The sequence below is a fragment of the uncultured Subdoligranulum sp. genome (assembly GCF_937890665.1).
On sequence record NZ_CALADU010000276.1, the window covers coordinates 1 to 24,488 of the forward strand.

At 50.9% G+C, this 24,488-nt stretch carries 32 protein-coding genes; all 32 read left to right on the forward strand.

Translation table 11 applies throughout. The annotated features are described in order from the left end of the window. On the forward strand, window positions 1–422 hold a 422-nt coding region (locus Q0526_RS15585), incomplete at its 5' end, for a DUF6550 family protein (protein WP_298735562.1). An 80-nt stretch (window positions 423–502) separates the two neighbouring features. Further along, entirely contained in the window at window positions 503–2,200 is a 1,698-nt protein-coding gene (locus tag Q0526_RS15590) for a hypothetical protein (protein ID WP_298735565.1), read from the forward strand. Continuing rightward, window positions 2,172–2,684, forward strand: a complete 513-nt coding sequence (locus Q0526_RS15595) for a prepilin peptidase (protein ID WP_298735568.1) — start codon at window positions 2,172–2,174, stop codon at window positions 2,682–2,684. The genes Q0526_RS15590 and Q0526_RS15595 overlap by 29 nt, the downstream gene beginning before the upstream one ends. 12 nt (window positions 2,685–2,696) lie before the next feature. Beyond that, a complete protein-coding gene (locus Q0526_RS15600) occupies window positions 2,697–3,536 on the forward strand; it encodes an RcpC/CpaB family pilus assembly protein (RefSeq protein ID WP_006873408.1) in 840 nt (279 codons plus the stop codon). Window positions 3,537–3,563: 27 nt separating this feature from the next. Next, window positions 3,564–4,358, forward strand: a complete 795-nt coding sequence (locus Q0526_RS15605) for a hypothetical protein (protein ID WP_006873409.1) — start codon at window positions 3,564–3,566, stop codon at window positions 4,356–4,358. Next, window positions 4,351–5,727, forward strand: a complete 1,377-nt coding sequence (locus Q0526_RS15610) for a CpaF/VirB11 family protein (protein ID WP_291014888.1) — start codon at window positions 4,351–4,353, stop codon at window positions 5,725–5,727. Before Q0526_RS15605 ends, Q0526_RS15610 begins: the two co-directional genes overlap by 8 nt. Further along, window positions 5,728–6,660 (forward strand): hypothetical protein, encoded by a 933-nt coding sequence (locus tag Q0526_RS15615; protein ID WP_291014891.1) that lies wholly within the window; start codon window positions 5,728–5,730, stop codon window positions 6,658–6,660. After that, window positions 6,657–7,535, forward strand: coding sequence for a hypothetical protein (locus tag Q0526_RS15620; RefSeq protein ID WP_291014894.1), 879 nt, complete (start codon window positions 6,657–6,659; stop codon window positions 7,533–7,535). The genes Q0526_RS15615 and Q0526_RS15620 overlap by 4 nt, the downstream gene beginning before the upstream one ends. A 393-nt stretch (window positions 7,536–7,928) precedes the next feature. Continuing rightward, window positions 7,929–8,150, forward strand: coding sequence for a DUF6133 family protein (locus Q0526_RS15625; protein WP_003499639.1), 222 nt, complete (start codon window positions 7,929–7,931; stop codon window positions 8,148–8,150). An 84-nt stretch (window positions 8,151–8,234) separates the two neighbouring features. Then, window positions 8,235–8,582 carry a hypothetical protein gene (locus tag Q0526_RS15630; RefSeq protein WP_003499640.1) on the forward strand — a complete coding sequence of 116 codons (348 nt, stop codon included), beginning with the start codon at window positions 8,235–8,237 and terminating at the stop codon, window positions 8,580–8,582. A gap of 47 nt (window positions 8,583–8,629) precedes the next feature. Continuing rightward, the gene (locus Q0526_RS15635) at window positions 8,630–9,046 is read left to right on the forward strand and encodes a zinc-finger-containing protein (protein ID WP_238117715.1); all 417 of its coding nucleotides are present in this window, start codon (window positions 8,630–8,632) and stop codon (window positions 9,044–9,046) included. A 16-nt stretch (window positions 9,047–9,062) separates the two neighbouring features. Then, a complete protein-coding gene (locus tag Q0526_RS15640) occupies window positions 9,063–9,644 on the forward strand; it encodes a sigma-70 family RNA polymerase sigma factor (protein WP_118480312.1) in 582 nt (193 codons plus the stop codon). Between the two features lie 60 nt (window positions 9,645–9,704). Then, on the forward strand, window positions 9,705–10,400 hold the full coding sequence (locus Q0526_RS15645; protein WP_117497652.1) for a hypothetical protein: 696 nt from the start codon (window positions 9,705–9,707) through the stop codon (window positions 10,398–10,400). Beyond that, window positions 10,397–10,888, forward strand: a complete 492-nt coding sequence (locus Q0526_RS15650) for a hypothetical protein (RefSeq protein ID WP_117497650.1) — start codon at window positions 10,397–10,399, stop codon at window positions 10,886–10,888. Before Q0526_RS15645 ends, Q0526_RS15650 begins: the two co-directional genes overlap by 4 nt. A gap of 145 nt (window positions 10,889–11,033) precedes the next feature. Beyond that, window positions 11,034–11,642, forward strand: coding sequence for a hypothetical protein (locus Q0526_RS15655; RefSeq protein WP_118502036.1), 609 nt, complete (start codon window positions 11,034–11,036; stop codon window positions 11,640–11,642). Between the two features lie 293 nt (window positions 11,643–11,935). Beyond that, the gene (locus Q0526_RS15660) at window positions 11,936–12,337 is read left to right on the forward strand and encodes a single-stranded DNA-binding protein (protein WP_195628355.1); all 402 of its coding nucleotides are present in this window, start codon (window positions 11,936–11,938) and stop codon (window positions 12,335–12,337) included. Window positions 12,338–12,453: 116 nt separating this feature from the next. Further along, window positions 12,454–13,269, forward strand: coding sequence for a hypothetical protein (locus Q0526_RS15665; RefSeq protein ID WP_291015326.1), 816 nt, complete (start codon window positions 12,454–12,456; stop codon window positions 13,267–13,269). Window positions 13,270–13,314: 45 nt separating this feature from the next. Then, entirely contained in the window at window positions 13,315–14,388 is a 1,074-nt protein-coding gene (locus Q0526_RS15670; RefSeq protein WP_006874318.1) for a DUF932 domain-containing protein, read from the forward strand. A gap of 38 nt (window positions 14,389–14,426) precedes the next feature. Continuing rightward, complete coding sequence (locus Q0526_RS15675) at window positions 14,427–15,260, forward strand: hypothetical protein (RefSeq protein WP_298735617.1); 834 nt, start codon at window positions 14,427–14,429, stop codon at window positions 15,258–15,260. 103 nt (window positions 15,261–15,363) lie between these two features. Next, window positions 15,364–15,903 (forward strand): sigma-70 family RNA polymerase sigma factor, encoded by a 540-nt coding sequence (locus Q0526_RS15680; RefSeq protein ID WP_291015319.1) that lies wholly within the window; start codon window positions 15,364–15,366, stop codon window positions 15,901–15,903. A 63-nt stretch (window positions 15,904–15,966) separates the two neighbouring features. Beyond that, window positions 15,967–16,212 (forward strand): hypothetical protein, encoded by a 246-nt coding sequence (locus Q0526_RS15685; RefSeq protein WP_003502009.1) that lies wholly within the window; start codon window positions 15,967–15,969, stop codon window positions 16,210–16,212. A gap of 104 nt (window positions 16,213–16,316) precedes the next feature. After that, entirely contained in the window at window positions 16,317–17,000 is a 684-nt protein-coding gene (locus tag Q0526_RS15690; protein WP_298735625.1) for a YkgJ family cysteine cluster protein, read from the forward strand. Window positions 17,001–17,035: 35 nt separating this feature from the next. Beyond that, the gene (locus Q0526_RS15695; RefSeq protein WP_227109175.1) at window positions 17,036–17,464 is read left to right on the forward strand and encodes a DUF6809 family protein; all 429 of its coding nucleotides are present in this window, start codon (window positions 17,036–17,038) and stop codon (window positions 17,462–17,464) included. Next, window positions 17,457–17,942 carry a hypothetical protein gene (locus tag Q0526_RS15700; protein ID WP_298735632.1) on the forward strand — a complete coding sequence of 162 codons (486 nt, stop codon included), beginning with the start codon at window positions 17,457–17,459 and terminating at the stop codon, window positions 17,940–17,942. The genes Q0526_RS15695 and Q0526_RS15700 overlap by 8 nt, the downstream gene beginning before the upstream one ends. A gap of 175 nt (window positions 17,943–18,117) precedes the next feature. Continuing rightward, complete coding sequence (locus Q0526_RS15705) at window positions 18,118–18,657, forward strand: hypothetical protein (RefSeq protein WP_006874325.1); 540 nt, start codon at window positions 18,118–18,120, stop codon at window positions 18,655–18,657. Next, complete coding sequence (locus Q0526_RS15710) at window positions 18,654–19,145, forward strand: hypothetical protein (protein WP_006874326.1); 492 nt, start codon at window positions 18,654–18,656, stop codon at window positions 19,143–19,145. Before Q0526_RS15705 ends, Q0526_RS15710 begins: the two co-directional genes overlap by 4 nt. 136 nt (window positions 19,146–19,281) lie before the next feature. Next, window positions 19,282–20,493, forward strand: coding sequence for an ATP-binding protein (locus tag Q0526_RS15715; RefSeq protein WP_006874328.1), 1,212 nt, complete (start codon window positions 19,282–19,284; stop codon window positions 20,491–20,493). A 101-nt stretch (window positions 20,494–20,594) separates the two neighbouring features. Then, window positions 20,595–21,194 carry a hypothetical protein gene (locus Q0526_RS15720; RefSeq protein ID WP_006874329.1) on the forward strand — a complete coding sequence of 200 codons (600 nt, stop codon included), beginning with the start codon at window positions 20,595–20,597 and terminating at the stop codon, window positions 21,192–21,194. Window positions 21,195–21,242: 48 nt separating this feature from the next. After that, entirely contained in the window at window positions 21,243–22,337 is a 1,095-nt protein-coding gene (locus Q0526_RS15725) for a DUF4313 domain-containing protein (protein WP_040342328.1), read from the forward strand. Further along, window positions 22,334–22,657 (forward strand): hypothetical protein, encoded by a 324-nt coding sequence (locus Q0526_RS15730; protein WP_006874331.1) that lies wholly within the window; start codon window positions 22,334–22,336, stop codon window positions 22,655–22,657. The genes Q0526_RS15725 and Q0526_RS15730 overlap by 4 nt, the downstream gene beginning before the upstream one ends. Window positions 22,658–22,785: 128 nt before the next feature. Further along, window positions 22,786–23,493, forward strand: a complete 708-nt coding sequence (locus Q0526_RS15735; RefSeq protein ID WP_006874332.1) for a DUF4313 domain-containing protein — start codon at window positions 22,786–22,788, stop codon at window positions 23,491–23,493. A gap of 26 nt (window positions 23,494–23,519) precedes the next feature. After that, a complete protein-coding gene (locus tag Q0526_RS15740) occupies window positions 23,520–24,176 on the forward strand; it encodes a hypothetical protein (RefSeq protein WP_298735647.1) in 657 nt (218 codons plus the stop codon). Window positions 24,177–24,488: the final 312 nt, after the last annotated feature.

Here is a 24,488-nt window from a genome sequence, read left to right on the forward strand (position 1 = left end):
ATTGGTCAGATGGCGGCACGCAGACAGATGGTGATAATGGAGCAGATGCTTATGCCCCCGGCCAGTCCACAGACGCCGAAGAGGAATATCCTAAAGTAACCTCCCAAACGGAGGATGAGGTTGTGATCGACTTTACCGATACCGAAAAGCCTGAAGACACGCCTCCTCCGGTACCGGAAGGTAAAACCGAAATCAAAGATCCTGGTCAGGAGCATGCTGTCAATCCCGACCCATCAGTTCCGGAAGTCACTGCCCCGCCTGCCGAGCAAACGCCGCCCAGCAATGAACCGGCTCCAGGCTCCAGCAACGGAAATGGAGCTGTATACGATCCGGTGTTTGGCTGGGTTGTTCCCGGAGATGTACAGCAGTCCACCGGTGACAGCGATGGCGATCTGAATAAACAGGTCGGCAATATGGGCTGATTTACTACAACTGAATATGGCACTACTTGGCCGTCACAGGATTGTGGCGGCCTTCTTATTTTCAAAAGGAATGGAGCGTGATGTATTTGAAACGACTTCTCGCCTTCCTATGCTGCTTTGCCTTTGTTTTCTGTCTATTCCCCTCCTCTGCCTTTGCAACGGGCGGAAACGGAAACATAGATGGCGGCGGTGGCAGCATGGGTCACGGCACAAGCAGCAACTTCTGGAATTCAGGCAATGATGGCGTCCGCATTACTGTTGTTGACGCATCCAGCGGAACTGCCGTATCTTCTCCGCTGGACTTTTCAAACCGGACGCAGAAGACCAGTCTTCTCCATTTTGGCAAAGTCAACAAACTGCAATACCTGGGCGGCACCGGCCTCTCCCTCCAGTCCGGCGTTGCCTATTCCTGCATCAGACCTGCACAATCTATGCCCACAATCGTCAGCAGCAAGGGGCAGAGCAACATCGAAGCCATCAAACGGTATTTCTGTTCTGAATATGCGTGCATGATGGTCGCTCAGGCAGCCGGAGTCGATTATGCGCGGATGATTGCCGGCGAGTACAAGCTGCTGATCGAGCCCATTGCCTATTTCACGCACAACGGCCAGTATTACTGCATGACAGCTACTGAAGCCGGCTTGTATGATCAGATGTCCGGCGGCAATCTGCGAAAAACCATGACCTCACTTACCCATAAAAACCTGCCGCTGTCAATGTTCCTGGAATTCAGCGACCTTGGCATCTCCGCCTGGACAGGCAGCACCACTGGAAAGCAGAACAATTCCGACATCATCAGCACCCTTGGCGTTGGTATCGTCTGGTTTGATGAAGCTCCGCCGGAAGGAGAAATTGAGGCCCCTGATGTCGAATACCGAGTAGATGCGGATGTGATCACCGCCGTCACACTGCGGACAGATCAGGATCTGACGCCGGATAATCCGGCATCGGTTACCTTCCATATTCTCGGCACCACCTACCGGGTCAATGATATAGTGATCCCAGCCGGTGACAGTCAGGTAGTCTGGGTCAAATGGCATACCCCCTCCACCCCACAGACCGTGACCATTACAGTATCTGTCAGCGGCGCCTATACCGCTCAGGATACCTTTGTCGCAAAAATCGTGGATCTGAATGAGCACATTCCACCTGACCCTGTGGCAACCGACACGAATCCCGGCTACTCTGTGCCGCCCCTCCCCAGTGAAACGCAGAAGCTCACTGCCAACTGGGGCGTCTGGAGCTGCTACTGGGTGCCTGTATGGGTATGGTGCGACCACGGTGAAGATGGCGGGCACTGGGTGGATGAAGGATATTGGGAATACGAATATACGGGCTACTCCGCTTCCATCAGCGGCGAGATGTCCCTAATGCCAGACGATATTGTACCCACAGCATCCGGCAAGACGATGAAAAGCGGGTACGGCGTTAAAACCGAAGTGCGGGCAACGCTGTCCACAGATGCCCCGACCAGCCACATTACTTATCCCCAAACTGCTTTTTCCGTATTTCCTGAGTTCCAGTATCAGACCTATCTGCGGCTTCTGCAGCGTTCCGGCGGCCAAAGTGCAAAATTCATCTTCAAGCCCAACGAGTTTTCCACCTATGACCGGACAGTGCATTTCACACCGCTGTGGTTCCCCGATGCCACCGACTACACCATCTATACACAGGTGTGGGATACCTGGACTCCTGACGGCATGTTATCCATCAACCTAAATGACTATGTTTCAATCCAAGGGAGCCTTTATGATGACTGGTATACCAATCGAGAATAACCTCTGGACAGCTTTCCTGCTTACCATATTTTTTGTGGTGGCCGGCTTTGCTGTCTACGATGTGCTTTACAGACGGGTGCCTGACCGGGCACTCGTCTTTTTTATCCCCTTAGCTACCCTGGCGCCGGTCCTGCAGGGGTATTTCCTGTTAAATCATGGGCTCCCGCCGCTCTTCCTCTGGCCGGTCGCTACCCATGCCCTGGTAGGCGCCCTGCTCGGCTTTTGTATTCCATTGGCAGCTGCACTGGCAACAAACGGCACCGGTCTTGGCGGCGGGGATATCAAGTTCTGCGGGATATTAGGGCTGGTCTATGGCCCTTCCGGCATGGCGCTGGTCTTTCTGACTGCCGCTGTTACCGCAATGCCTGTAATCTTTCTTCTCAGGCGGCTTTATCGAACCGGGCAGCCCCTTGCTATCCCGTTCCTGCCATTTCTCGCCTGTGGCTGCTGTACAGCGACCCTGGCCCAACTATTTTTAAGATAGGAGACAACGCTTATGAAACTGAATAACCGATTCATCTTCGGTATCCTCTCTCTGCTGTTGGCGGCAGTTATCGCCTTTGTGGCACTTCCAACCATCGCCCGTCAGACCAATGGAAAAGAGGAAATCGTCCGTATCACCCAGCCGGTATTGAAAGGCGAGCAAATCTCGTCAGAAAATGCCGAGGTGGTTGAGGTAGGCGGCTATAACCTCCCCTCCAACATCGCCCATCAGCTCTCCGATGTAAATGGTCTCTACGCTACCGCCGACTTGGCTGTGGGTGACTATATCCTTACCAGCAAGATCAGTTCTGTACCGGTTTCGTCCGATGTGGCGCTCAACAGCATCCCTTCCGGTAAGGTTGCTATCTCGCTGACCGTTAAAACACTTGCTTCCGGCCTCTCTGACAAGCTTCAGCCCGGTGACATCATCCGTATTTACCACTTTCTTGATACGGCGGCCGAAGTACCGGAACTGCGTTTTGTCAAAGTATTGTCCGTCACAGACTCAGACGGCATCAATGTGGATAATGCCAAGGAGCCCACGGAGGATGAAGAAAAGCAGCAGTCAGCCACCATCACTGTGCTGGCAAGCCCTGAACAGGCGAAGATCATTACCGGTCTTGAAAATGACGGCGTAGCTCATGTGGCCCTTATCTCCCGCAACAATGACAAACTGGCAGATGAGCTGCTTGCCGAGCAGGATAAGACTCTGCAGGAAATCTACTTCCCCGAAACTTTGATTGAGGAAGAAGCGGCAGATGCGAAAAATTCTGATGTTGAAAGTGAACCCCAGGAAACGGAAACTGCAGAGTCTGCACAATCTACTAATGAAACTGCACCCTCGGCAGAATAATCAAATCAAGGAAGGAGGATCTTCGTTATGGGTAAAGTTATCACCGTCTGGGGAAGCCCCGGCAGCGGCAAATCCATGTTCTGCTGTATTCTGGCCAAAGCCCTGACCCGGGACAAGCGGAAAGCCATCATTATCAATGCCGATATGAATGTCCCTATGCTGCCGGTCTGGCTGCCGGAGCAGATCATCCAGACCAATACCTCTATCGGCCAGGTTTTGAGCAGTGTGGAGATCGATACATCTCTGGTTGCCAGTCATGTGACAGTGCTGAAAAACTATCCCTTCATTGGGATGATGGGCTATGCGGCAGGAGAAAACCCGCTGAGCTACCCAGAGGTCAAATATACCATGGTGCTGCAGCTCATTCATGCTGCCGCCAAACTGGTAGATTTCGTCATTCTGGACTGCAGCACCAGCATGACCAATGTGTTCACTCCCGCCGCTATTGAAGCTGGCGATGTGGTCATCCGTATCCTCACCCCGGACCTAAAGGGCATCAACTACCTGAAAGCCCATCAACCTCTGCTTGTGGACGAGCGCTTCCGGTTTTCTGAGCATATGACATTCGCCGGTCTGGCCCGTCCCTTCCACGCCTTGGATGAAATGGGCTATATCATTGGCGGGTTTGACGGCCTGCTTCCCTACAGTAAGGAGATCGACCGCTGTGCTACCGAAGGCGGTATGTTCAAGGCTATCACCTACTGTAACCCCAAATACACTGCTTCACTGAACAAGGTACTGGAAATTCTGGAGCAAATGGAACTGGCCGAGCAGTCAGAGGAGGATGCGGCGTATGAATGTGAGGAGGATGCCGATGAGTAATTTGAATGATATATTCTTCACACCAGCCGCCAATCAGGAGCTGACCTATGACCAGGTACTGGAGGATGTACAGCGGTATTTTGCCGAAAACCATGCCTCCACCATTGCCGAAGCTGGGGAAGGCAATGCAGAGCGTGCCACAAGCCTGCTGAAAGAACTGATGGAACACTACATTGTCAAACGCAAATATGCCCTTGACGGGCTCTCTACAAAAGAACTGTGTTCCAAGCTCTATGAGGACATGGCCGGCTACTCCTTTTTGAAGAAATGGATCTATAAGCCCGGTGTTGAGGAGGTCAACATCAACGCCTACAACGACATTGAAGTGATCGAATCCAGTGGGCGCAGTATCAAGATCCCTGATAAATTCAGTTCGCCCCAGCACGCCATCGATGTGATCCGCCGAATGCTCAACGCCTGCGGCATGGTCATTGATGATACTATGCCCAGCATTGTGGGATTTCTGGACAAAAACATCCGTATTTCAGTGGACAAAACTCCCATTGTGGATGCAGATGTAGGCGTCAATGCCTCCATCCGTATTGTCAACCAGCAGACCGTCAGTGAAGAAAAACTGCTGAACTCCGGCAGTGCCACCGCTGAAATGCTTCACTTTCTGACTGCCTGTATTCGATATGGGGTGTCTGTCTGCATTGCCGGCTCCACCGGCTCCGGCAAGACCACGATCATGGCCTGGCTGCTGTCCAATGTGCCCAATAACCGGCGCCTTATTACCATTGAAGAAGGCAGCCGCGAATTTGATCTGGTCAAGCGGGATGCGCAGGGCAATATCCTTAATTCCGTAGTACATCTGCTGACCCGCCCCAGCGAGAACCCTGCGTTGAACATCAATCAGGATTTTCTTCTGGAGCGGGTGCTGCGTAAGCATCCGGATGTCATCGGCGTGGGTGAAATGCGGTCAGCAGCAGAAAGCCTGTCCGCAGCCGAAAGTTCCCGTACCGGCCATACTGTATGTACCACCATCCACTCCAACTCCTGCAACAGTACTTACCGCAGGATGATGACCCTTGCCAAACGCAAGTACAACATGGACGACTCCATCCTCATGCAGATCATGGTAGAGGCGTATCCCATCATCGTCTTTACCAAGCAGCTGGAGGACCGTTCTCGTAAGATCATGGAAATCATCGAGGGCGAGGACTACCAGGACGGGCGGCTGATCGCCCATTCCCTATACAAATATGAAGTGGAGGACAATGTAACTGATAACCGTGGTGAAACCCATGTGGTAGGGCACCATAAAAAAATTGGCTTGATCTCCGATTCCTTGAAGAAAAGGCTGTTGGACAATGGCATTTCCAACAAGGAATTGGAAGAATTCATGGAGCCGCCAAAGGAGGTGGGTTAATTGCAATGGATCTATCTTATCTGTTTTATCCTGCTCAGTGCTGGGCTTTTGGCTCTGTTTGGTGTGAAGCCGGGTGATTTTATTGACGCCCTCTTCCGCTCCCAGCGAAAATCCGCCACCTTGTCGGATGAACTGAATGTTCTTCTGGGCACGCCAGCCAAGGGCTTTTTTAATCAGGATTACGAACTGAAACAGATCTTGAAGGGCACCGGACGGGCGGACCGTTATGAGGCAATAAAACGACTGTCCCTGATCCTGTTCGCTGTGGGGGCTGTTCTGGCTCTTTTGATTGGGAATGTGTACATGGTGCCTATTCTGGGTATCGGTTTTTCCCTTATACCGATCTGGTTTCTGCGCAGCACTGCCGCCAGCTATAAAAAGCACCTGAATGAAGAACTAGAAACCGCTATTTCCATCATCACGACTTCCTACCTGCGTACCGAGGATCTGATCCGTTCTGTCAAGGAAAACCTGCCCTATATCAATGAGCCGGTAAAAGCCAACTTTGAAGCCTTCGTTTATGAAGCGGAATTGATCAATGCCAACATCACCAGCGCTATCAACAGCCTGAAGATGAAGATACCCAACCGGGTCTTCCATGAATGGTGCGGCACCCTCATCCAGTGCCAGTCCGACCGTAGCATGAAAAATACCCTGCCTACCATCAATCAGAAATTCTCCGATGTGCGTGTGGTGCAGTCGGAACTGGAGGCAATGATGCAAGGACCGCGGCGTGAAGCCATCACCATGATATTTCTGGTTATCGCCAATGTGCCGCTGCTCTATTTCTTGAATGAGGATTGGTTCCACACCCTTATCTTCACCACACCGGGCAAAATTGCACTGGCGATCTGCGCAGCCATCATCCTATTTGCGCTGACCCAGATCATGAAGCTGAGCAAGCCCATCGAATATGGAGGTGATAGCGTATGACCTTTCTGGCGCTCATCGCCATCATCTTCTTCGGTCTCGCTGTCTACAACCTGACCTGCGCCTTTGTGGACATCCCGACCAAGAAGACCTCACAAATGATGATGCTCTCCCGCAAACAGCAGGGCACCAAAAACGAAAAGCTGCTTGATGTCTATGTGACAAAAATCGCCGGTTGGATCGCCCCTTATTTGCGGCTGGACCGGCTCAAGCGCAATAAGGTGCAGCGCGCTCTGGACATTGCAGGTCTGCAGCTTACCCCAGAGGTCTATATAGCCAGAGCCTGGGTAACTGCAGGGGCAGTTGGCCTGTGTGCCATCCCCATGGCATTTCTTATTCCGCTGCTGGTGCCTATTTTGATTGGCCTTGCGGTGGCACTGTGGTTTTCAACCTACTATGCAGCCTTTGATTTTGTTAAAAAGCGCCGCAAGCTGATCGAGGGCGAGATTCCCCGATTTGCTTTGACCGTCGGCCAGAGCCTTGAAAATGACAGGGATGTACTTAAAATTCTGACTTCCTACCGCCGTGTAGCTGGGAAAGACTTCGGCGCCGAACTGGATCAGACCATTGCTGATATGAAGACCGGCAACTATGAAAATGCCCTCATTCGATTTGAAACCCGCATTGGCAGCCCCATGCTATCCGATGTGATCCGTGGCCTGATTGGTGTCCTGCGCGGTGATGACCAGCGGATGTACTTCAAAATGATTACCTTCGATATGCGTCAGATCGAGCAGAACAATCTGAAAAAGGAAGCTGCCAAACGTCCCAAAAAGATCCAGCGTTACTCTATGATGATGCTGATTTGTATTATGATCATCTACCTGGTGGTGCTCTGTACCGAGGTTATGAGTTCGCTCGGGGCGTTCTTTGGCTAATCGGCATCCGCCACGGTACTTCCAAGCGTTTTCATACCTGCTCCTCATATGGAAGACAGATACACAGGGAGGTGAGCGTTTGTACCCAAGCGATTTTCCATAGCGGCAGGCACATCATTTCTTTTCATCTGAACTGAGCCGGACTGTTTCATCAGCCCGGCTTCATTTTTTACAGGAGAATGCCTATGCCCAAAAAGAAATTTTATCCGCCGAATGATACCGGCACCAAAAAACGCCGCTTTCGTTGCTTGCTGTTCCAGCGGCCTAAAGCATATCCGAACCGGCCCCGTTCCAACAAAAACAATCTGATCAAGCCTATCCGCCGCGCTTAACAGACGGTGGACTTGATATACCTATCCACTCAATCATCAAACATATAACAGGAGGTTACCCATGAGAAAATTCACGACCCGTATCTATACCAAAGCCAACTATCTGCTCAACCGCGGCCGTATGGCATTGTCCAATCAGCGCGGCGATTTTTACATTTCGGACGCCGTCAAGATCATTATCGCCGTAGTTTTGGGTGCGCTGCTCCTGGCGGCTCTGACCCTCATCTTCAACGATACGGTCATCCCCCGCATCACTGAGGAGATTGAAAGTCTGTTCTCCTAAGCACCAAATCAGGGGCCAGTTTGCAGAACTTCTGCAGCTGGCCCCCTTTTTTATTTGCAGATAACGAATAACGGAGGTGAAAGCATGAATCAAAAACCGTGTCAGTTCTATTCCTTTCTGCAGGCAGTCCGGGGTAACTGGCGTAACGCCCTGTTCATCCGCTGCAGCGGTTCACTTTGTCCAATGATCCGGCAGGCATCCTGTGAGGGGTTCCTGATGGCAGCAGACGCAGGCTGTCAGCCGATCTTTCTGTCCGTCCAGACAGTGCGGAAGCTGAGTGGGGAAGCAGTGGACCCCGAAGAATGCTCTGCAATTCTGGAGTGCCGCTCGTTCCGGACTGCTTATACCAAGTTTCTGGAATGGCATACCTCTTCGGACCATGTATGTCCGTTTTTACAGCTATGCCCAGACCGGGATACCTACTTCGGATGATTCTGCCTGTTAAGACGCAATGCCGCCGTCATCGGCGCGTAATGGAGGTGATTTTATTGAAACAAAAGCAAATCAAATGTCCTTATTGTCATGCTCACGCTTCTCTTCGGCCTGCAAGCCTTGTGTATGGATCTACTCCACAGACCAGAGGAAAATTCCTGTATGTCTGCGACAGATGGCCGGCCTGCAATGCCTATGTCAGTGCCCATGAGCGCACATTGCTCCCCATGGGAACACTGGCGAATGGCGATCTGCGCCACAAACGCATTCTGGCCCATCGTGCCCTAAAAAAACTGCAGCAGGACTGCCATATGGAAAAATGGGAGGTCTATATCTGGCTGCAAGCCAAACTGGGGCTGGATGCACACCAGACCCACATCGGCCAGTTTTCCGAATATATGTGCGAGCAAGTCATTTCCCTCTGTCAGCAGGCTCCGGCGTACACATCCGGGCGTGCTGCCTGAACGGAGGTGAAGCCTGATGAAGCAAAACTTTAAGCTTACCAAAGACCAGCAGACACTGGTAGAAAAAAACCTATCCATCGTTCACTGGGTCATTGTCAACAACATCCATGTAAATCCCGGCATCTGTGGTCTGGAGTATGGAGATCTGTTTCAGGAAGGATGCCTGTGGCTCTGCAAGGCCGCTTTTACCTACCATGCCGGACAGGCGCAGTTTTCAACCTACGCCAAAAAGGTTGTGAAAAATGGACTCCTCTCCTACTGCCGAAAAATCTGTAGTCAGGGGCGGCACGTCAGTCGGCTGATCATCGGAGAACAGGGCGAGCTGGCCGCAGATGGAGAGCAGGTAGACCAGCCGGATGACCATTTTGACTCCCACCTTTCTCGTCTGGAGACCCTTGATCTGCTGGAAGCCAGCAAACAGAACTATCAGGGCGTTGCCAGACTTGGCATCGAAGCACTGGCGCTGAAGGTTCAGGGAATGCGCATTACAGACATCGCCGCCCTCTATCAAGTCCCTCCTTCCCATGTGGGTGCCTGGATTTCCCGCTCACTGGAAAAACTTCGCAACGACCCTGACTTTTTGACCTGCCTGCTTTGATTTGTTGAAAATCAGCATCAATAACAGTAAGGGATATGTATAAAAAGGAGGTATCGAAATATGGCAATCAAAACCCTATACACTGCGGTCGGCCGGTTTGAACGAAGGACAAACGGCTGCAACCGCAGTTGTCCAATCATCCTGTTAGGCGGTCAGGAATACATGGTCGATATGCAGGAAATGGTGATTTGGAGCATGCTCAACTGGAGAATCCTGCGCTGGGATGACATCGCACAAGAATACGAAAAGCTAGCCACCGCATCCGGTTACTGTACCGAGCGTTCTTGGGAAGACTGTACAAACCGACTGCTTACCCGCGGTCTTCTGGTATCCGGCAGCGGTGAAACAGAATACGATGCTCTGTATGACCTGCTTGGTTCGCTCAGCATTATCCCAACCAGCGGACCGTTCTTCCTCCGGCTCGCCTCTTTTGTCAAGCTGACGCTGCTGGCACATGTTCCGGTATCCGCTGCGCGGAAACTGTTCCAGAAAGATAAACGCACCAAATACGAAGCTCTGGTCATGCGCCTTGCCGGACAAGCCCTGCTCTCCACTGCAGAGATCATCAAGTGCATAGATAAAAATATTTCCCGTCTCCCCAATGAATGTGCGCTTTTGGATTCCCTCTACGGAGATGAAACGACCACCAGTGACAACATTGCAAGCATGGTCAAAATCAGCCAGAGCAGCAAGCCGGTAACATTAGCCGTTGCCAATCTTTATCTGCGGCAGCAGATTATCTTTGAGAGGGTATGAGCATGATGAAACAATGGACTCTTTTTCCCACTGTATTGCAGCGAAAGTTTCTGCTCACTCTGCTGGCCGGAATCGCCAGTGCGGGAATCAGCGTCATCATCTGCGTGGCGACTAAAGATCATATCCTGCTGGCATTGGGGATTGTCGTACTCTGCGCCTGTCTTATATCCTGTCGAGGGATCTGGGCGACTGCAACACATAAGAACTACGAGGTAGTGGAAGGCATCTGCGCCGGTATCAGTACACCTATGCTCCGCCGCTACCGCAAAGTACATCTGATAGACAGCCATGGCATAGAGATCACACTGCTTCTCAGTAAATCGGCCCTGCTTAAAATAGGCGAGCCCTACCGATTTTACTTTCAGAAAGGGTCACGGCCTGTCGTTGGAAATGACTATCTGGACGCAGCACTTTCAACGAACAGCTTTTTGGGCTATGAAGCAATCAGCGAGCCGGAGGAGCATCCCGATCCGTCCTCTGAATCCTAAAAATGCGAGGTGGTTTTGAGCCACCTCGCTTTCTTAAAGGGCATTTTGCAAATCACAATGACCAACGCCTGATTTCCTTATATTTTGCAGAATACATTCCTTCTGTCCCTATTTATTGGGTAGATCAAGGAAAGGAGGGTTTCCTATGTATAAGCCCCACACCATCGAACAATATAAAGTCTATCGCTTTCTGGAAGAAAACTTTGCGCTGGAGCATTTCCTGCTCGCTCCTTTGTCACGCTTCGGACTGATGCTGGAGGACAAAACCGGTGAGAAAATCGCGTTTGCCTTTCTCAATAACTATGTGCAGGAAATACCCGTACCGGCTCCAGCTGCTCCGGAAACAGTAACCGCTTTTCTAAAACAATTCCGCAGCCTTACGCCCCACCCAGTCGTCCATGACTTTGAAGCGCTGACCCGCTGGTGGCTGAACAATCCCAACCCGCTTACCTACCAGCAGGCACTTGGTATGTCCGATGATCTCTACCGCCATTTTCTGTCCCATCCTTTGATCAGTGAAGATGAGGCCCTTCGGCTGGCACGCAAAGGACTCGTTACCGAATCGGAATATAATGACCTGCAGCTATGGTATTTCAACGGCCATACAATGTCCTGCTGGTTTGGTCCCCTGGGAGTAGATGGCATCGGCAGCCTATACGGTCTGACCTTTGACTATCAAACGGCATCCCCAACAAAGACTCAATTCTACCTATTGGATGACTACTACCGTGTTATGAACCATCTTACAGAGTAAGACCTTTTCAACTACTACATATCGTACTTGTCGCTGGCTATAAATCTATATATAGTGTTTTACATCTTGACAGACACAAGATACAGTGCTATACTGTATCTGTAATTGATTTTTGTGCGTATCCCATTTGGGAATACAGGTCTTTTTGATCTGTACCGTAGGCCAAAAGCCTGCATTGCACACGCTGTTAAGTTTGTATGCAAGTGTCAGTGATTTTTTGCGCCCTTTTAGGGTCGAAAAACTGCTGGCACTTTTTTATATAGATAATAATGCCAATGGCAGAAAGGAGTGTTATGGCACAGATTTTTGTGTTCGGGCGCGTCATGAACGACCTCGTACCCAAAGAAAGCCAGTCCAAACAAAGCTATGTATGCTTTGATCTGATGGAACGCACCAAAAACTGGACGCAGTTCTATCAGGTATGGGCCTGGGATGCAGATGTCACCCGGCTCATGCAATTCAAGGTCAAAAAAGGCAGTATGATCTGGCTTGCCGGCTCACAGCGGCTGGTAGATGTTCGCATGAAGGACGGTAAATTGGAAAAGAAGCTGAAGGTCAGTCTAAATGACTTTGGTTTCCTCCCCAAACAGCCCGCCGCAGCGAACAGACAGGAGAATGACCCGGACATTACTGCGGAACCCGCACCGCCTCCCACAGAGGTATTGGACGGTGACCGTGAATCCCTGCCGGAGTAGTTTACTTCGGCGCCCAAGAGGGACCGTATCAAGTTTTTCAGAATGAAACTGAAAGCTTGGTGCGGTCCCTCTTTTTTTGTTTTCCAACAAATTCAGAAAAAAGGATGGTATCAAACATGAATAATGACAGAGGACTTTTGAGCGGCAGCATCACGATCCTGATTGGTGCAGTCATCGCAATTATGGCTCTGGTACGCGGACCCTGGCAGATTTGGCTGCTTCTGGGCGTTTTCACTCTCTGGGGACTATGGGTAGTTTTGATCCTGCTTCTCCCCTATATGCAGCAGGCCCAACGGCGTCGCCAGCGTCAACAGCGCACCAGACAGCTCCATGCAGAAGGCATCCAAACAAGAAGTTTTGAGATCCCTGACCTGGGCGGCACCAACTCCGATGACCTTCTGGTGCGCCACACCAACCATCGTATTCTGGCATATCTGCGCTCCGCTTATCCGCAAGCCACCTTTGAGTGGTGTGAAAAGCAGCCGGAGCAGCTGATCCGCAATGGCGGTACCGGCCGCATTCGTGTGTTTGGCATTGACGAGTTTGATCACGCCGATGTGACACTGGATCAGAACGCCAATATCAAATGCGATATGATCAAGATCGTTCCGCTATCCAAGGTCGGCGGAGAAACAAACGAGGATGATGCAACACCTCCGAAAAGGCAGCCTGTTGATCCCCGTATCTGGTATGAAACGCAGGGACGCTCTGTACTGGAAGCACTGATCTCCGACCTTAATTCCCGTGGACACAGCAAACTGACGCTTCGGGAAGACGGTGATATCTGCATTGAGCAGGGCGAAGATGCTGTTTCTCAGGAGCATCTGAACAACTTTCCCCAGAAGGTCTACTGGCCCCGTCTGGCAGAGGTTCTGGAAAGCAATGGTCTGGCTGCTGAAGTCACTGCCCAGGGCATTCAGGTGTCCTGGTAATGCTTCTGATGCCAAGGAACACAGAGAAAGGAGTGAACTTGACGAATGAAATCAGGACTTACCATCGTGGAAATGGCACAGCAGATTGAACGCCAATCCAAACTCAAGCAAGACTATTTGCTTGATACCCGTCGGCTTCAAGTAGAACCTTTTGGTTCTCAACTTTATCTCCATACCTTTGATGACCACGATGACCCACTGGTGGAGCCACTGGAGATCAACCAGATCGCCCACCGGCAGATCGGCACACATTTGAAGATTCCGGCTGCTTACTATGACCGTATGCTTTCCGATTATCCGGAACTGCTGGCGGAGAATGTGAATTCCTGGTTCCAGCGGGAACCGACCCAGCGTATGGTCCGTACTCTGGATGGCACTGTACGGGCGTTTTTGAGCAACCGCTATCGCCGCATTGACAATCTGGACATTGCAGAGATCGTCCTCCCTGTCATTCAGCAAATGGAGGATGCCTATTTTGAAAGCTGCCAGATCACGGACAGCCGTATGTACATCAAGGTAGTCAACAAGCGGCTTGAAGCCGAAGTTGTACCCGGTGACATCGTACAGTCCGGCGTTATCATCAGCAATAGTGAAGTTGGACTGGGTTCCGTCAACATCCAGCCTTTGGTCTATCGGCTGGTATGCAGTAACGGCATGGTCGTCAACGATGCCCAGACTCGCCGCACTCACATCGGCCGGGTCAATGAGGCAGATGAAAACTTCCAACTGTTCTCACAGGAGACATTGGCCGCTGATGACCACGCATTTGCCATGAAGATCAAAGATACCGTGATGGCTGCCGTGGATGAAACGCGGTTTACACGGGTAGTTGGCATGATGCGTGAAGCCACAACCGTTCAGATGAATACCACTGATATTCCCGGCGTTGTCCGTCTGGCAAGCAAGGATTTCAATATCACCGAGGAAGAAAGCACCGGCGTTCTGCAGCGTCTGATTGAAGGCAAAGATCTGACCCTCTATGGGCTATCCAATGCCGTAACACGCTTTAGTCAGGATGTGGACAGCTATGACCGCGCCACTGCCCTGGAGGGGATCGGATACAATATCCTGTCCATGCCCCGACAGCAGTGGAACCGTATCAATCAGATGGCCGCCTGACCATCTGCAACCATCACAATTTTTAAGGAGGAACCACTATGTATAATCAGAACAACGATTTGATGAAACAGGAAAAATTCATGCTCCCCACTATGATCGAAGGCGATTTCAGCGCCGAGGAACTGGCTGAGGACGCCGATGGTCTGCAGATGAGCTTTCAGCGTGTCAAGATTCCCGCCGGCGGCACACTCCAATTTGAGATGCCGTCCGATGATCCGGACAATCCCGACTATGAAAAGAATCTGGTAGGCGTCATTCTGCATAACCACGCCACCTGCGCCTACTGGCCGGCTGGTAGCGAATATGACGACGATACCACACCGCTTTGTTCTTCTGTGGATGGCAAGGTTGGCATCGGCACTCCCGGAGGCGCCTGTGCTGCCTGCGTGATGAACCGCTTTGGTTCTGCACCTGATGGCAGCAAAGGAAAAGCCTGTAAAAATATGCGTGTGCTCTACCTGCTTCGCAGTGGTGAGTACATGCCTCTGCAGGTAAATCTGCCTCCTACCAGCATCAAGCCCTTCAAGGAATTTCTGAACCGGGCCTTTATGCTCCGCCGCCGCGCCACTTACGGCAGTATCGTGCAGATTGGTCTCAAGCGTGAGAACAACGGCACCAATGACTACAGTGTTGCTACCTTCAAACTGCTGCAGGATTTCCAGGGCGAGGAGCTGGCTCAGATCCAGGCTTACGCCAACAGTTTTAAGGAGCAGATCAAACTCCTGCTCCAGCAGCGTGCCGAGATCACTGAGGAGCAGCGCGACACCGGCTGCGATTATGTAATCGAGCCTGGCGCCATGACCAACGAGCCGGCAGACGGTCACTATACTGTCAGCCAGATCAATGGTGACTGCGAGCAGCTGCCCGCATAAGTATTCTGATGTGGCCTGCGCCACATGACACATGAACAAAGGGATGCCTTCGGTTTAACACACCGGAGGTATCCCTCTTTTTTTATTTAAGGAGGAAAACACAATGTTATGTGAAGTACCATTAACCAAAGAACAACAGGCATTTGCCACTGATCATCACGGACTGGTCTACAAGTTCCTGAATGAAAACCATCTGCCGGAAGATGAATTTTATGATGTGGTTGTTTTCGCATACTTAAAGGCAGTAAAAGATTACTTCAACTCTCCATCTGCACAAAAATTCTCTTTTAGCACAATCGCCACACGACAAATGAAATTCCGGCTCTATGATTACTTCCGCACCCAGGAGCGCCGCAAGCGCAATATGGAGGTTCTCAGTATTCATGTCGGATTATATCCCGATGGTGCGCCTTTAGAAGATACCATTCCTGCCCATGACCCAATCATGCAGCAGTTGGAAATGGATCTTCTGCTCCACGAGCTGGCCGGCAGAGTCTCTAAGCAGCAAATGGATATTGTGCATCTGAAACAGGGCGGCTATGGCATCCGTGAGATTGCCCGCACCCAGAATGTTCCTATGCGGCGCATTAAAGAGTTGCTGGCTGAAGTCCATGATGTGCTGCTGGATATTTGCTATGGATGAACCCATTACAGATAAGAAATACCCTTACATCCACATTTTCAAAAAGATTGGAGGTCAAACCGAATGAAGAAAGAAAAGAAACAGATCGTTTTGAATGGTTCTCTGCTGCGTCCACTGTCTGTTGGGCGGGGTGCGCTTCTGCACGCCGGAGGAAACATCTACCACACTTCGCGTGTGGTAGCAATTCTGGAGGAGTCGGAGGATTGCGTCCGTTTTGAAACGCAGAACTCCCACTACCATCTCTCCATGTCCCCTTTTCCGCTGGCGGCTGTCAGTCCGCTCCCTGTGAGATTGGCCGCATGTGCGTGAAGGGGCTGTAAATGGATTGGAACAGCCGGCTCCCGCTGACTATTCCACAAGTTTTGGCCGTGGCGGATACCATTCCGTCACGGCTCTTTTTATGGAGGAACAAAATGAATGAAGAAATCATGAATGATATCCAATCAGTCCGCCCCAAAGACCAGTTCACCTTTTCCTGCCGTCAATGCGGGGCGTGCTGCCGCAATATCGAAGGCTGTGTAATGGTGGAAAGTCTGGATGCCTACCGTCTGGCTCGCTATCTCCGAACAAAGGGTGAGTCCATCGAAGGAATAGAGGATTTTCTGTTCCGCTACTGCGATCCGGAACCTCTGACCGAAGAAGGCTTCCCTATCTATATGCTCAAGACAAAAGCCCCAAACGGCTCCTGTATCTTCCTTATGGATGGGCGCTGTTCCGTCTACCCTGCCCGTACCCGTACCTGCCGTATCTATCCTCTTACCGTAGGTCCAGGGGAGCGTGGCCGTGATTTTGAATACTGCCTGTGTCTGGACCGGCACCGGAGCCACTTTACCGGCAGCCGGGTATCCGTCAAGGACTGGCTGTATCAGAATTTTAAGAGGGAAGACAAAGAATATGTAAAGCGGGAATATGAGATCGCTACCGAACTGGGCAAACTGATGCGCGCCATTGATCCTGCCATGCGGCCAGGCATTGTATTCAAGGTGCTCTACTACCGCTATTACAATTTTGATTTAGACCAGCCTTTTCAGCCTCAGTATGAGCAGAATAACCGGCATCTGTTAGCAGACCTGCACCGGATTGTCAGGGAACAGTAAAAGGCAAATGGCTTTTAGAAAGGGGGCCTTATTTTATGAATTTACACGAAACAGCGATGGGGCAAAGATTTTTTAATGTTCAGCTCCCCACACTGATCAACACACTCAAAGACATTGCGGCGGCGCTTTCCCGCCCTGCACCATCTGCTATATCCTTTCCGGCAGACCAACACTTTCTCACTTCGCTCTATTATGGTGAATATGAAGCAGATGTTTTCAAGCCCGATAAACGCCTCTCGCCTTTTAATCAGGCAGTACAGCAGAAAGAAAAAGCTCTGCTTCCGCTGCTCTCCAACGAAGCGTCCATCGCTTTTGAACAGTATCAGGATGCGGTACAATGCCGCAATTCTGCTGTATTAGAACAGGCATACGCCTCTGGCTACCGTACTGCTGTGCAGATGTTTGCGGCAGGCTTAGGCCCGCAGCCGCCAGTACCGGAACATGGGGAGGATAATAATGGATGAAAACAGACTGCCCGAACTGCCCCAGGAAGCTTTTCGGCCAATGATCGCGCAATCAGTCCAACTGGAACAGTTTTTAGGGGAAGAACTGACTTTTTGCTTTCGGGATCTTGATGGCGCCCATACCTTTACTACCTGCTATGGCGATATCTACAAAACGGTCAATGCACTGCGGGACTATGTCCGGCTTCTGGAATCGGTGTGCGATCAGTGGGAGCTGACTGGATTCCATCGTGCTACCTACGAGTACCATGCAGAAAAACTGCGTAAAATTGCGGATAAACTGCAAGCTGGTATCGGCTACGACTATGACAAAGCCGTGGAAAGATGCAAAAAGAAACGAGCCAGAAAGTCCCACAGCAACGATGTCGGGGAAGATGCCCTTCTGCTGACGGTACGGGCTGCCGGCAAGTCCGCTGACAATGAAAAGGAGGCTGCGCCTTATGAGGAAGATACCCCTTGGGAACCTGAACTCGAATAACCATATAAAAACACCTGTTAAAAAGTATCATGCAAGCGTTGCCCGACAATCCCCCAGAGAACGGAACCGATTGCTGGCTTGCAAGAATTTTGCGTTTACCCACGCCAATGTGCATAAGCACTGCCGCCACTTCCGGCGCGGATAACCGCCCTGAAGCTACCCACGGAGGATGCCTATGGAACGAGATGAACTACGCACCACTTTAGTGAACCATCTGGAAACCCTGCGGCGCAATCTGCAGGTCGTATCCATGGAGGTGCTGAAAACCAAGTACAAAAAACCATTTGATGCCCTGCGGCAAGACATCTGTAAAGCCGCTACCGCCTATACCCGCTTTCTGGTATTCGACGGTATGCGGATCAAACACAAATACTTTGATGAGGCCGTACCCTATATTGATGCAGCTGTGAAGCAAACCAAGCGGCTCAAACAGATCTCAGATGCTGCCTTCCAGCGTCAGGATATTGACGAGATCGAATCACTCGCCCTTGCCCTGCGCAAAGAGATAGACGCAGCTCTACAGCCCTTCTATATGGGACATATGTGCCTTTATGTGACGCCGGAATGCTTTGACGACCCACCCAAGACGCCGGAAGTCTACAACGATGCAACCGCCTGTGTCTGGCGGGATGGCACATGGCAGCTTCTGGAGGATACCAGCAAAGGGTTCCTGCTCTTTGTCCAATCCAAATCCAAGGAGGAAGCTGCCGCATGAAAAAAACATCTCAGCAATATCTAAACAGCGAAGCACACGGTTATCTCATGGAGGCCAAAGCCTGCAAGCTTTTGCTCAAAGACTTGGAGCGCATCCGCGCCAAGCTCAGGCGGCACATCGAAAAGGAAGCCGCAGACCGCGAGGCAGAATTTGAAGCGGCCATGCAATACCATAGCGAAAGCGACATCCAGGAAGCCTACGGCTGGGAATTCATCAGTGAACAGCAGTATGAGCACTATCTGGAATTGTTCCGTCAAGGTCGCAGGGCACTTGATGAACACAGCCCCACTGTTACAGAACTGGCTCTCTCCATCCTGAACCGTATCTTTCAGGATATTGATAGAGACTGCCGCCAATGCGAGTTTGAAGCCCTGTCTCCGGAAGAACAGCTTGCCGAGTTGAAGCGTGCTGAGGAATCCAGGCAGGCATGGAGGCAGTATATCGCCAGTCTGAAGGAAATGATCAACCCCTCCGCTGCGCAGGAATGACCCTTAAAATCGCTACTGAAATTTACTTTGCAGACTGCCTACTTGCAAAATCAGATTTTTTCGGCTAAAATAGGTATATAATAATATATCAGCCGAAATTAAGAAAGGAGGAACGCCTGTGTATATCACCCGACACATGGAGAAACCGGTGATGGAGCTGAATGAACAGTATCCTGTGCTTCTGCTTACCGGCCCAAGGCAGGTTGGAAAAACTACCATGCTGGAACATTTGATAGAGGTCGAGGGCAAGGGGCGCAAAAAGGTCTCTTTGGATGATCTGACGCTGCGGGAACTCGCCAAGACGGACCCAAAGATGTTCTTTCAGCTGTATCAGCCGCCGCTGCTCATTGACGAAGTGCAATACGCACCGGAACTGTTCCCATATATCAAAATCATGGTAGATGAACGCCATCAGCCCGGCGATTTCTGGCTGACGGGTTCTCAGCTTTTCAAGATGATGGAGGGCGTACAGGAATCTCTGGCAGGCCGGGTGGCTCTGCTCCACCTCTCACCGCTTTCCCAGAGTGAGATCATGAAACGGCCTCCTGAACCACCGTTCAGCCTGGAGCTGCCTCTTTTGTCCGAACGGCAGAACGGACGCCAAATGCTGAACACGCCAGAGGTCTTTCAGCGTATCCATCAGGGCGGGATGCCTGCCCTGGTCACAGGAACCTATTCCAATGCCTCCATCTTCTATTCCAGTTACATTGACACTTACATGGAACGGGATGTGCGGCGGCTGTCCAATGACATTGACAGCTTGAAGTTTTTGCGGTTCCTGCGTTCTGTCGCCGCCAGGACTTCCCAGCAGGTCAATTACAAGGGCATTGCCGATGATGCGGAGATCGACCAGACCACGGCCAAAAACTGGCTTCATGTTCTGGAGGCGCTGGGGATCATCTTTTTATTGGAGCCCTATTCCAATAATGTCCTCAAACGCACCGTATCCACACCCAAGCTCTACTTCTACGACTCCGGCATTGTCTGCTACCTGACCCGTTGGAGCAGTCCGGAGACAGCCATGGAAGGAGCCATGAGCGGCGCACTACTGGAAAACTATACCGTAGCGGAAATCATCAAGACCTATCAGAACGCCGGTCAGGAGCCATTCCTGTACTATTACCGGGATAAGGATGCCAGAGAAATCGACCTGATCCTGGAGCGGGACGGAAAACTGTTTCCCATCGAGATCAAAAAGATGGCCTCGCCGCCAAAGAAATTGACGAAGGTATTTGACCTGATCGACAAGTCCCCACTGCAGCGCGGCACTGGTGCTATCCTGTGCATGGCTGACCAGTTGGGCGCTTTTGATCAGAACAATCTGATCGTGCCTATCTCTTTGATTTAACGAGGAACCCTGCCGCATTACCTGCGGCTTATAACCGAAAGGATCGACAGACTGCATTTAGCGGCCTGCCGGTCCTTTTTTCATTTAGGAGGAAACACCTGATGATAAAACGACAAATATCTTTTCTGTTTGAAGATCCCGGATTCTGTATAGATGTATTCTGCACCATTGCAGAACCGGTACGCTACTACAACCGGGATACCGAAAGCGGCGCATGGTACAGCTCTACACCGGACTGGAATGAAAATGGCAGTCTCATCCGGGAAGACCTCATCTTTGAAGTGATTGCAGATGGCGTAGTCTGTGCACTGGACGGCAATGGTAACTTTGAAGGCAAGAAACCCTTCGTACCTTTCTGCCAATTCCGCCAATCGCTGGTGCAGTCCGTTCATACACAATATCCGCACCTGCAGAATCAGGAAGCACTAAGGGAAAAGCTGCTCTCCCTGCCGGATGCCAGAGAAACGGTTGGGCATGGTTGGTACTGGGAAAACTGGCTCTTTGCCACCGATTTTGAGAACACCGTTGAGGAAGCCGTAGACTCAGCTGAATGGCTAAATAGTCAGTTCCACATTCTGGCTGTCCGCTATACCCACAAGCCCACCGGCTTTGTGTTTACCAACTACCGTTTCCGGGACAAAAGAGCCGAAGCCAAATCTTCCGGACATGACCTACTGCTCTATGACTGGAAAGACCAATGACCACACTGCGTCAAAAAATGCAGCAACTATACACAAGGAGGATGCAAAATGAAAATTCACGAAGATCGTTCTCATATGAATATTGATACCAGATGGTTTGAAAAAGGCTATATCAAAGAAGATGTCCACTCCCTGCGCCTGCAGTCTCTATGCACCGAAGCAGAGGCAGCAGCCAACAAACAGTTTTACGACAGCCACACCCGCGAAGAATGGGATCAGTATATCCGCCAAGCAAGTTTGGAGAGCAGCGCAGCAATGAAACCCGTCATGGAAGCTATCGCACAGGACTTTGTCTGCTACCAGTATGACGAAAATATCCCTGTGTCCTATGGCAGCGACCGATGGGACCTGTACTTCTGGTGTAATCCCTTTAACGGCGCCGCAGACGCATCCGAACGGGATTTCTCATATTTCACGCTGACCTTTAACGAGCGTCAGACGCTGGAGAAACGAAAAAAAGTCTGTCAACAGGTGCTGGAGCTCCTATGCTCACGCTTTCAGGAGCATCCCCATCTCCATGTAGCCGTACAGTATTCCATATGGTTTGACCATCCGAAGATCCACGATGCGGTGGAGCGCGCAAAGCCCCGTCTGCATGGCCTGCGCTGTATCCAGGAACAAAAAGAAGGAAAACTGCTCCTGCAGGACGGGGCCCTGCTCTTCAAGCCAAAATACGCAAAGAAATATGCCCGCACGCTGAGCCAGAGCCAGATTCTGTCCCTTAGTTGGGAACTGGGCGTGGAGGACGAAGAACCTGATACCGATGCGGCACCTGTTACCTTGCCTTACAAGAAATTTGGCGCCACGCACCCCATCCAGCTGCAGGTGACTTCCTACCTGAATGGAAACCTTGCCATACAAATGGTGACATGGGAAAGCGGCGACCCGGAACCCTGGGCGACTCTCACCGTCAACCTGCCCGGCCAACGGCAAAAAGACCATGCCTTTATCGACACCAATGCCGATTCGGAATTTCCCACCTGGCTCATCCGACATGGTCTGGCTATCCCAACCGGCCGCACCATGCAGAGTGGGTTCTGCACCTATCCTGAATATCGTTTTCGTGCCAACCGGCTGCAGGAGCTGGACCCGGAAGGGTATGCAGGCTACCTGAAAAACTTTGAAAGGCGGTGCAGCGCATGAAATATAAGGCAATTTATGATGTACTGAATGAAAGGCGGCAGACTACCCCCGGTTTCTGTTACCATGACCGCAGCGGCTGGCGTGCTTACCCCCAGACCTACATGACCATGCAGTGCCCTTTATGGATTATTGCTGAAGATGCTGCCACGGGCAGGCGTCTGTGGATCACTCAGGAGGGCACCCGATTTAGCATTTCCATTCGAAGGATGGATGAACAGCGGCACAACTATGGCCCTACCTATCGCATTACTTGTGAAAACAGGACAAAGCTGGCTCAAGTTCTGCGCTATCAGTTCGAGTCAAAAACTTTGGCTGTGTAGCTGACGATGACCAGAGAGGAACTGCATTCCTCTCCCTGCTCCGGTTTCCTTGTCCGGAACACACACTAAGAAGCACCGGAAATCTGCATTTTTGCAGACGTCCGGTGCTTCTTTGGAGGAAAACGCTTATGAATACTCTCGCATTTACGCTGGGCGAATACCGATCCCAGCTGACTTTGAAAATCAGTACCTATCCCAACGGCAATCTCGCCATCAAGCTTTATGAAAAGGATCACGGCATCCTGATTTTTTGGGAAACCCTTACCACCAACTTAACCGGAATCCGGCCCGACTACTGCGCTTTCATCAATATAAAAGCCGCAGACGGACTTTTTCCAGTCTGGCTGTCAGACAATCACCTTGCGGAACCTACCGGGCAAATTCTTGAATCGGATGGCTGCCTTTACCCCGAATACCTGTTTAATGGCAAAGAACTGGATGCTCTGGATCATGAGGGGCACACCCTCTACATCCGGCGGCAGAAAGGCGAACTTGGGCGCCGATTTGAGCGGCTGTATCTCGCCCTGCGAAGACTGGCGCGAGAAATCAACGGATTCAGCTACACCGATTACAGCGGCTGGCGGTGTCTGGATGGGAGTTCCTCCACCCTGCCCCTCTGGATCGAGGCATTTGACCCTTCTCATGGCCGCAAATTCATCTTCACGCAGAAAGGTCCCGCACTCCAAACTACCATCCTCTATGCAGATGGTACAGAGAAGCAGCGCATCTATCGGCGTAAAGAGGACATGGCAACCGAGCTGATGGCCATGTTTCAGGAAGAATTGCGTGTCTACCCTCCCTGGTCTGAAGACCGGAGGAAACGGTACGAATATTAAAGGAATAAAATTAGGAGGACATCATCATGAAGATCCATATCTATCCCAAATCCATGTTGGAAACCGTATGGCAGCAGGACAAACTGCTGTTTACCCCAGAAGCGGAGCAACCACCCCTGTGTCTTCGATGTGGGCAGCCACTGGACCACCGGCTGGTCATCAACGCCCTGAGCCGCTATGCAGATGTCCATATCTGCGAGGCGTGCGGTATGGATGAAGCCCTGCGTGATGCCAACCGTTGCCCACTTCCTCTAACAGAATGGGCAGCTGTCAAAAACGGTTTGAGCCAGCAGCAGACCGATTTTGAAGCTCCGCTGCTGACTACTTCCTGCACCTTTGAAGATCTATTCCAGCAGGGTTCCCGGCCTGCCAGCGAGATAGCCTATTCCCGTTCTGATTATGATGGATGGAAATGGTGGACCACTTGGCATCAGTGCCAAAAGGATACGCCTGTTCTGGAAGTTGCCCGTGAAATTGATGCTTTCCAGGATGCGCTATTCCAACTGCCGGAGTTTCGGAATTTGGACACCCTGACACGGTTCTGCCGAGGGTACGCCCAGCCCACCAGCGAGCCCACCGAATTCAATTTGTATTCGGAAACTGCTCACTTTTATATCTGGCTGCGGCTGATTACCAGGCGTCGAGATTATAATGTGTATGTACATTACTATCTGAAAGGTTAAAAAGTCTGCAACGCACCGGATACAGTATGCCTATCGACTCTGTATTCGGTGCATTTTTCTCTATGAAATAGTTATTTATTTTTATGTACACTTATAAAATCTTGTTGCAAAAGTCAACCTGCTATATAATTATAAAGAAATATATTTTTCAAAATCTGTCCGTTGTAATATTTCGCAGACATTTGCCTGTTATAATATCCGCAAAAGCAAAGGAAGTTGAGGGATTTTTGAGATTTACCATATATCATATAAAGAATGGAGGTGCATGATTTTGAATCCTAAATTACTGATCGTTGATGATGAACGCGGTAT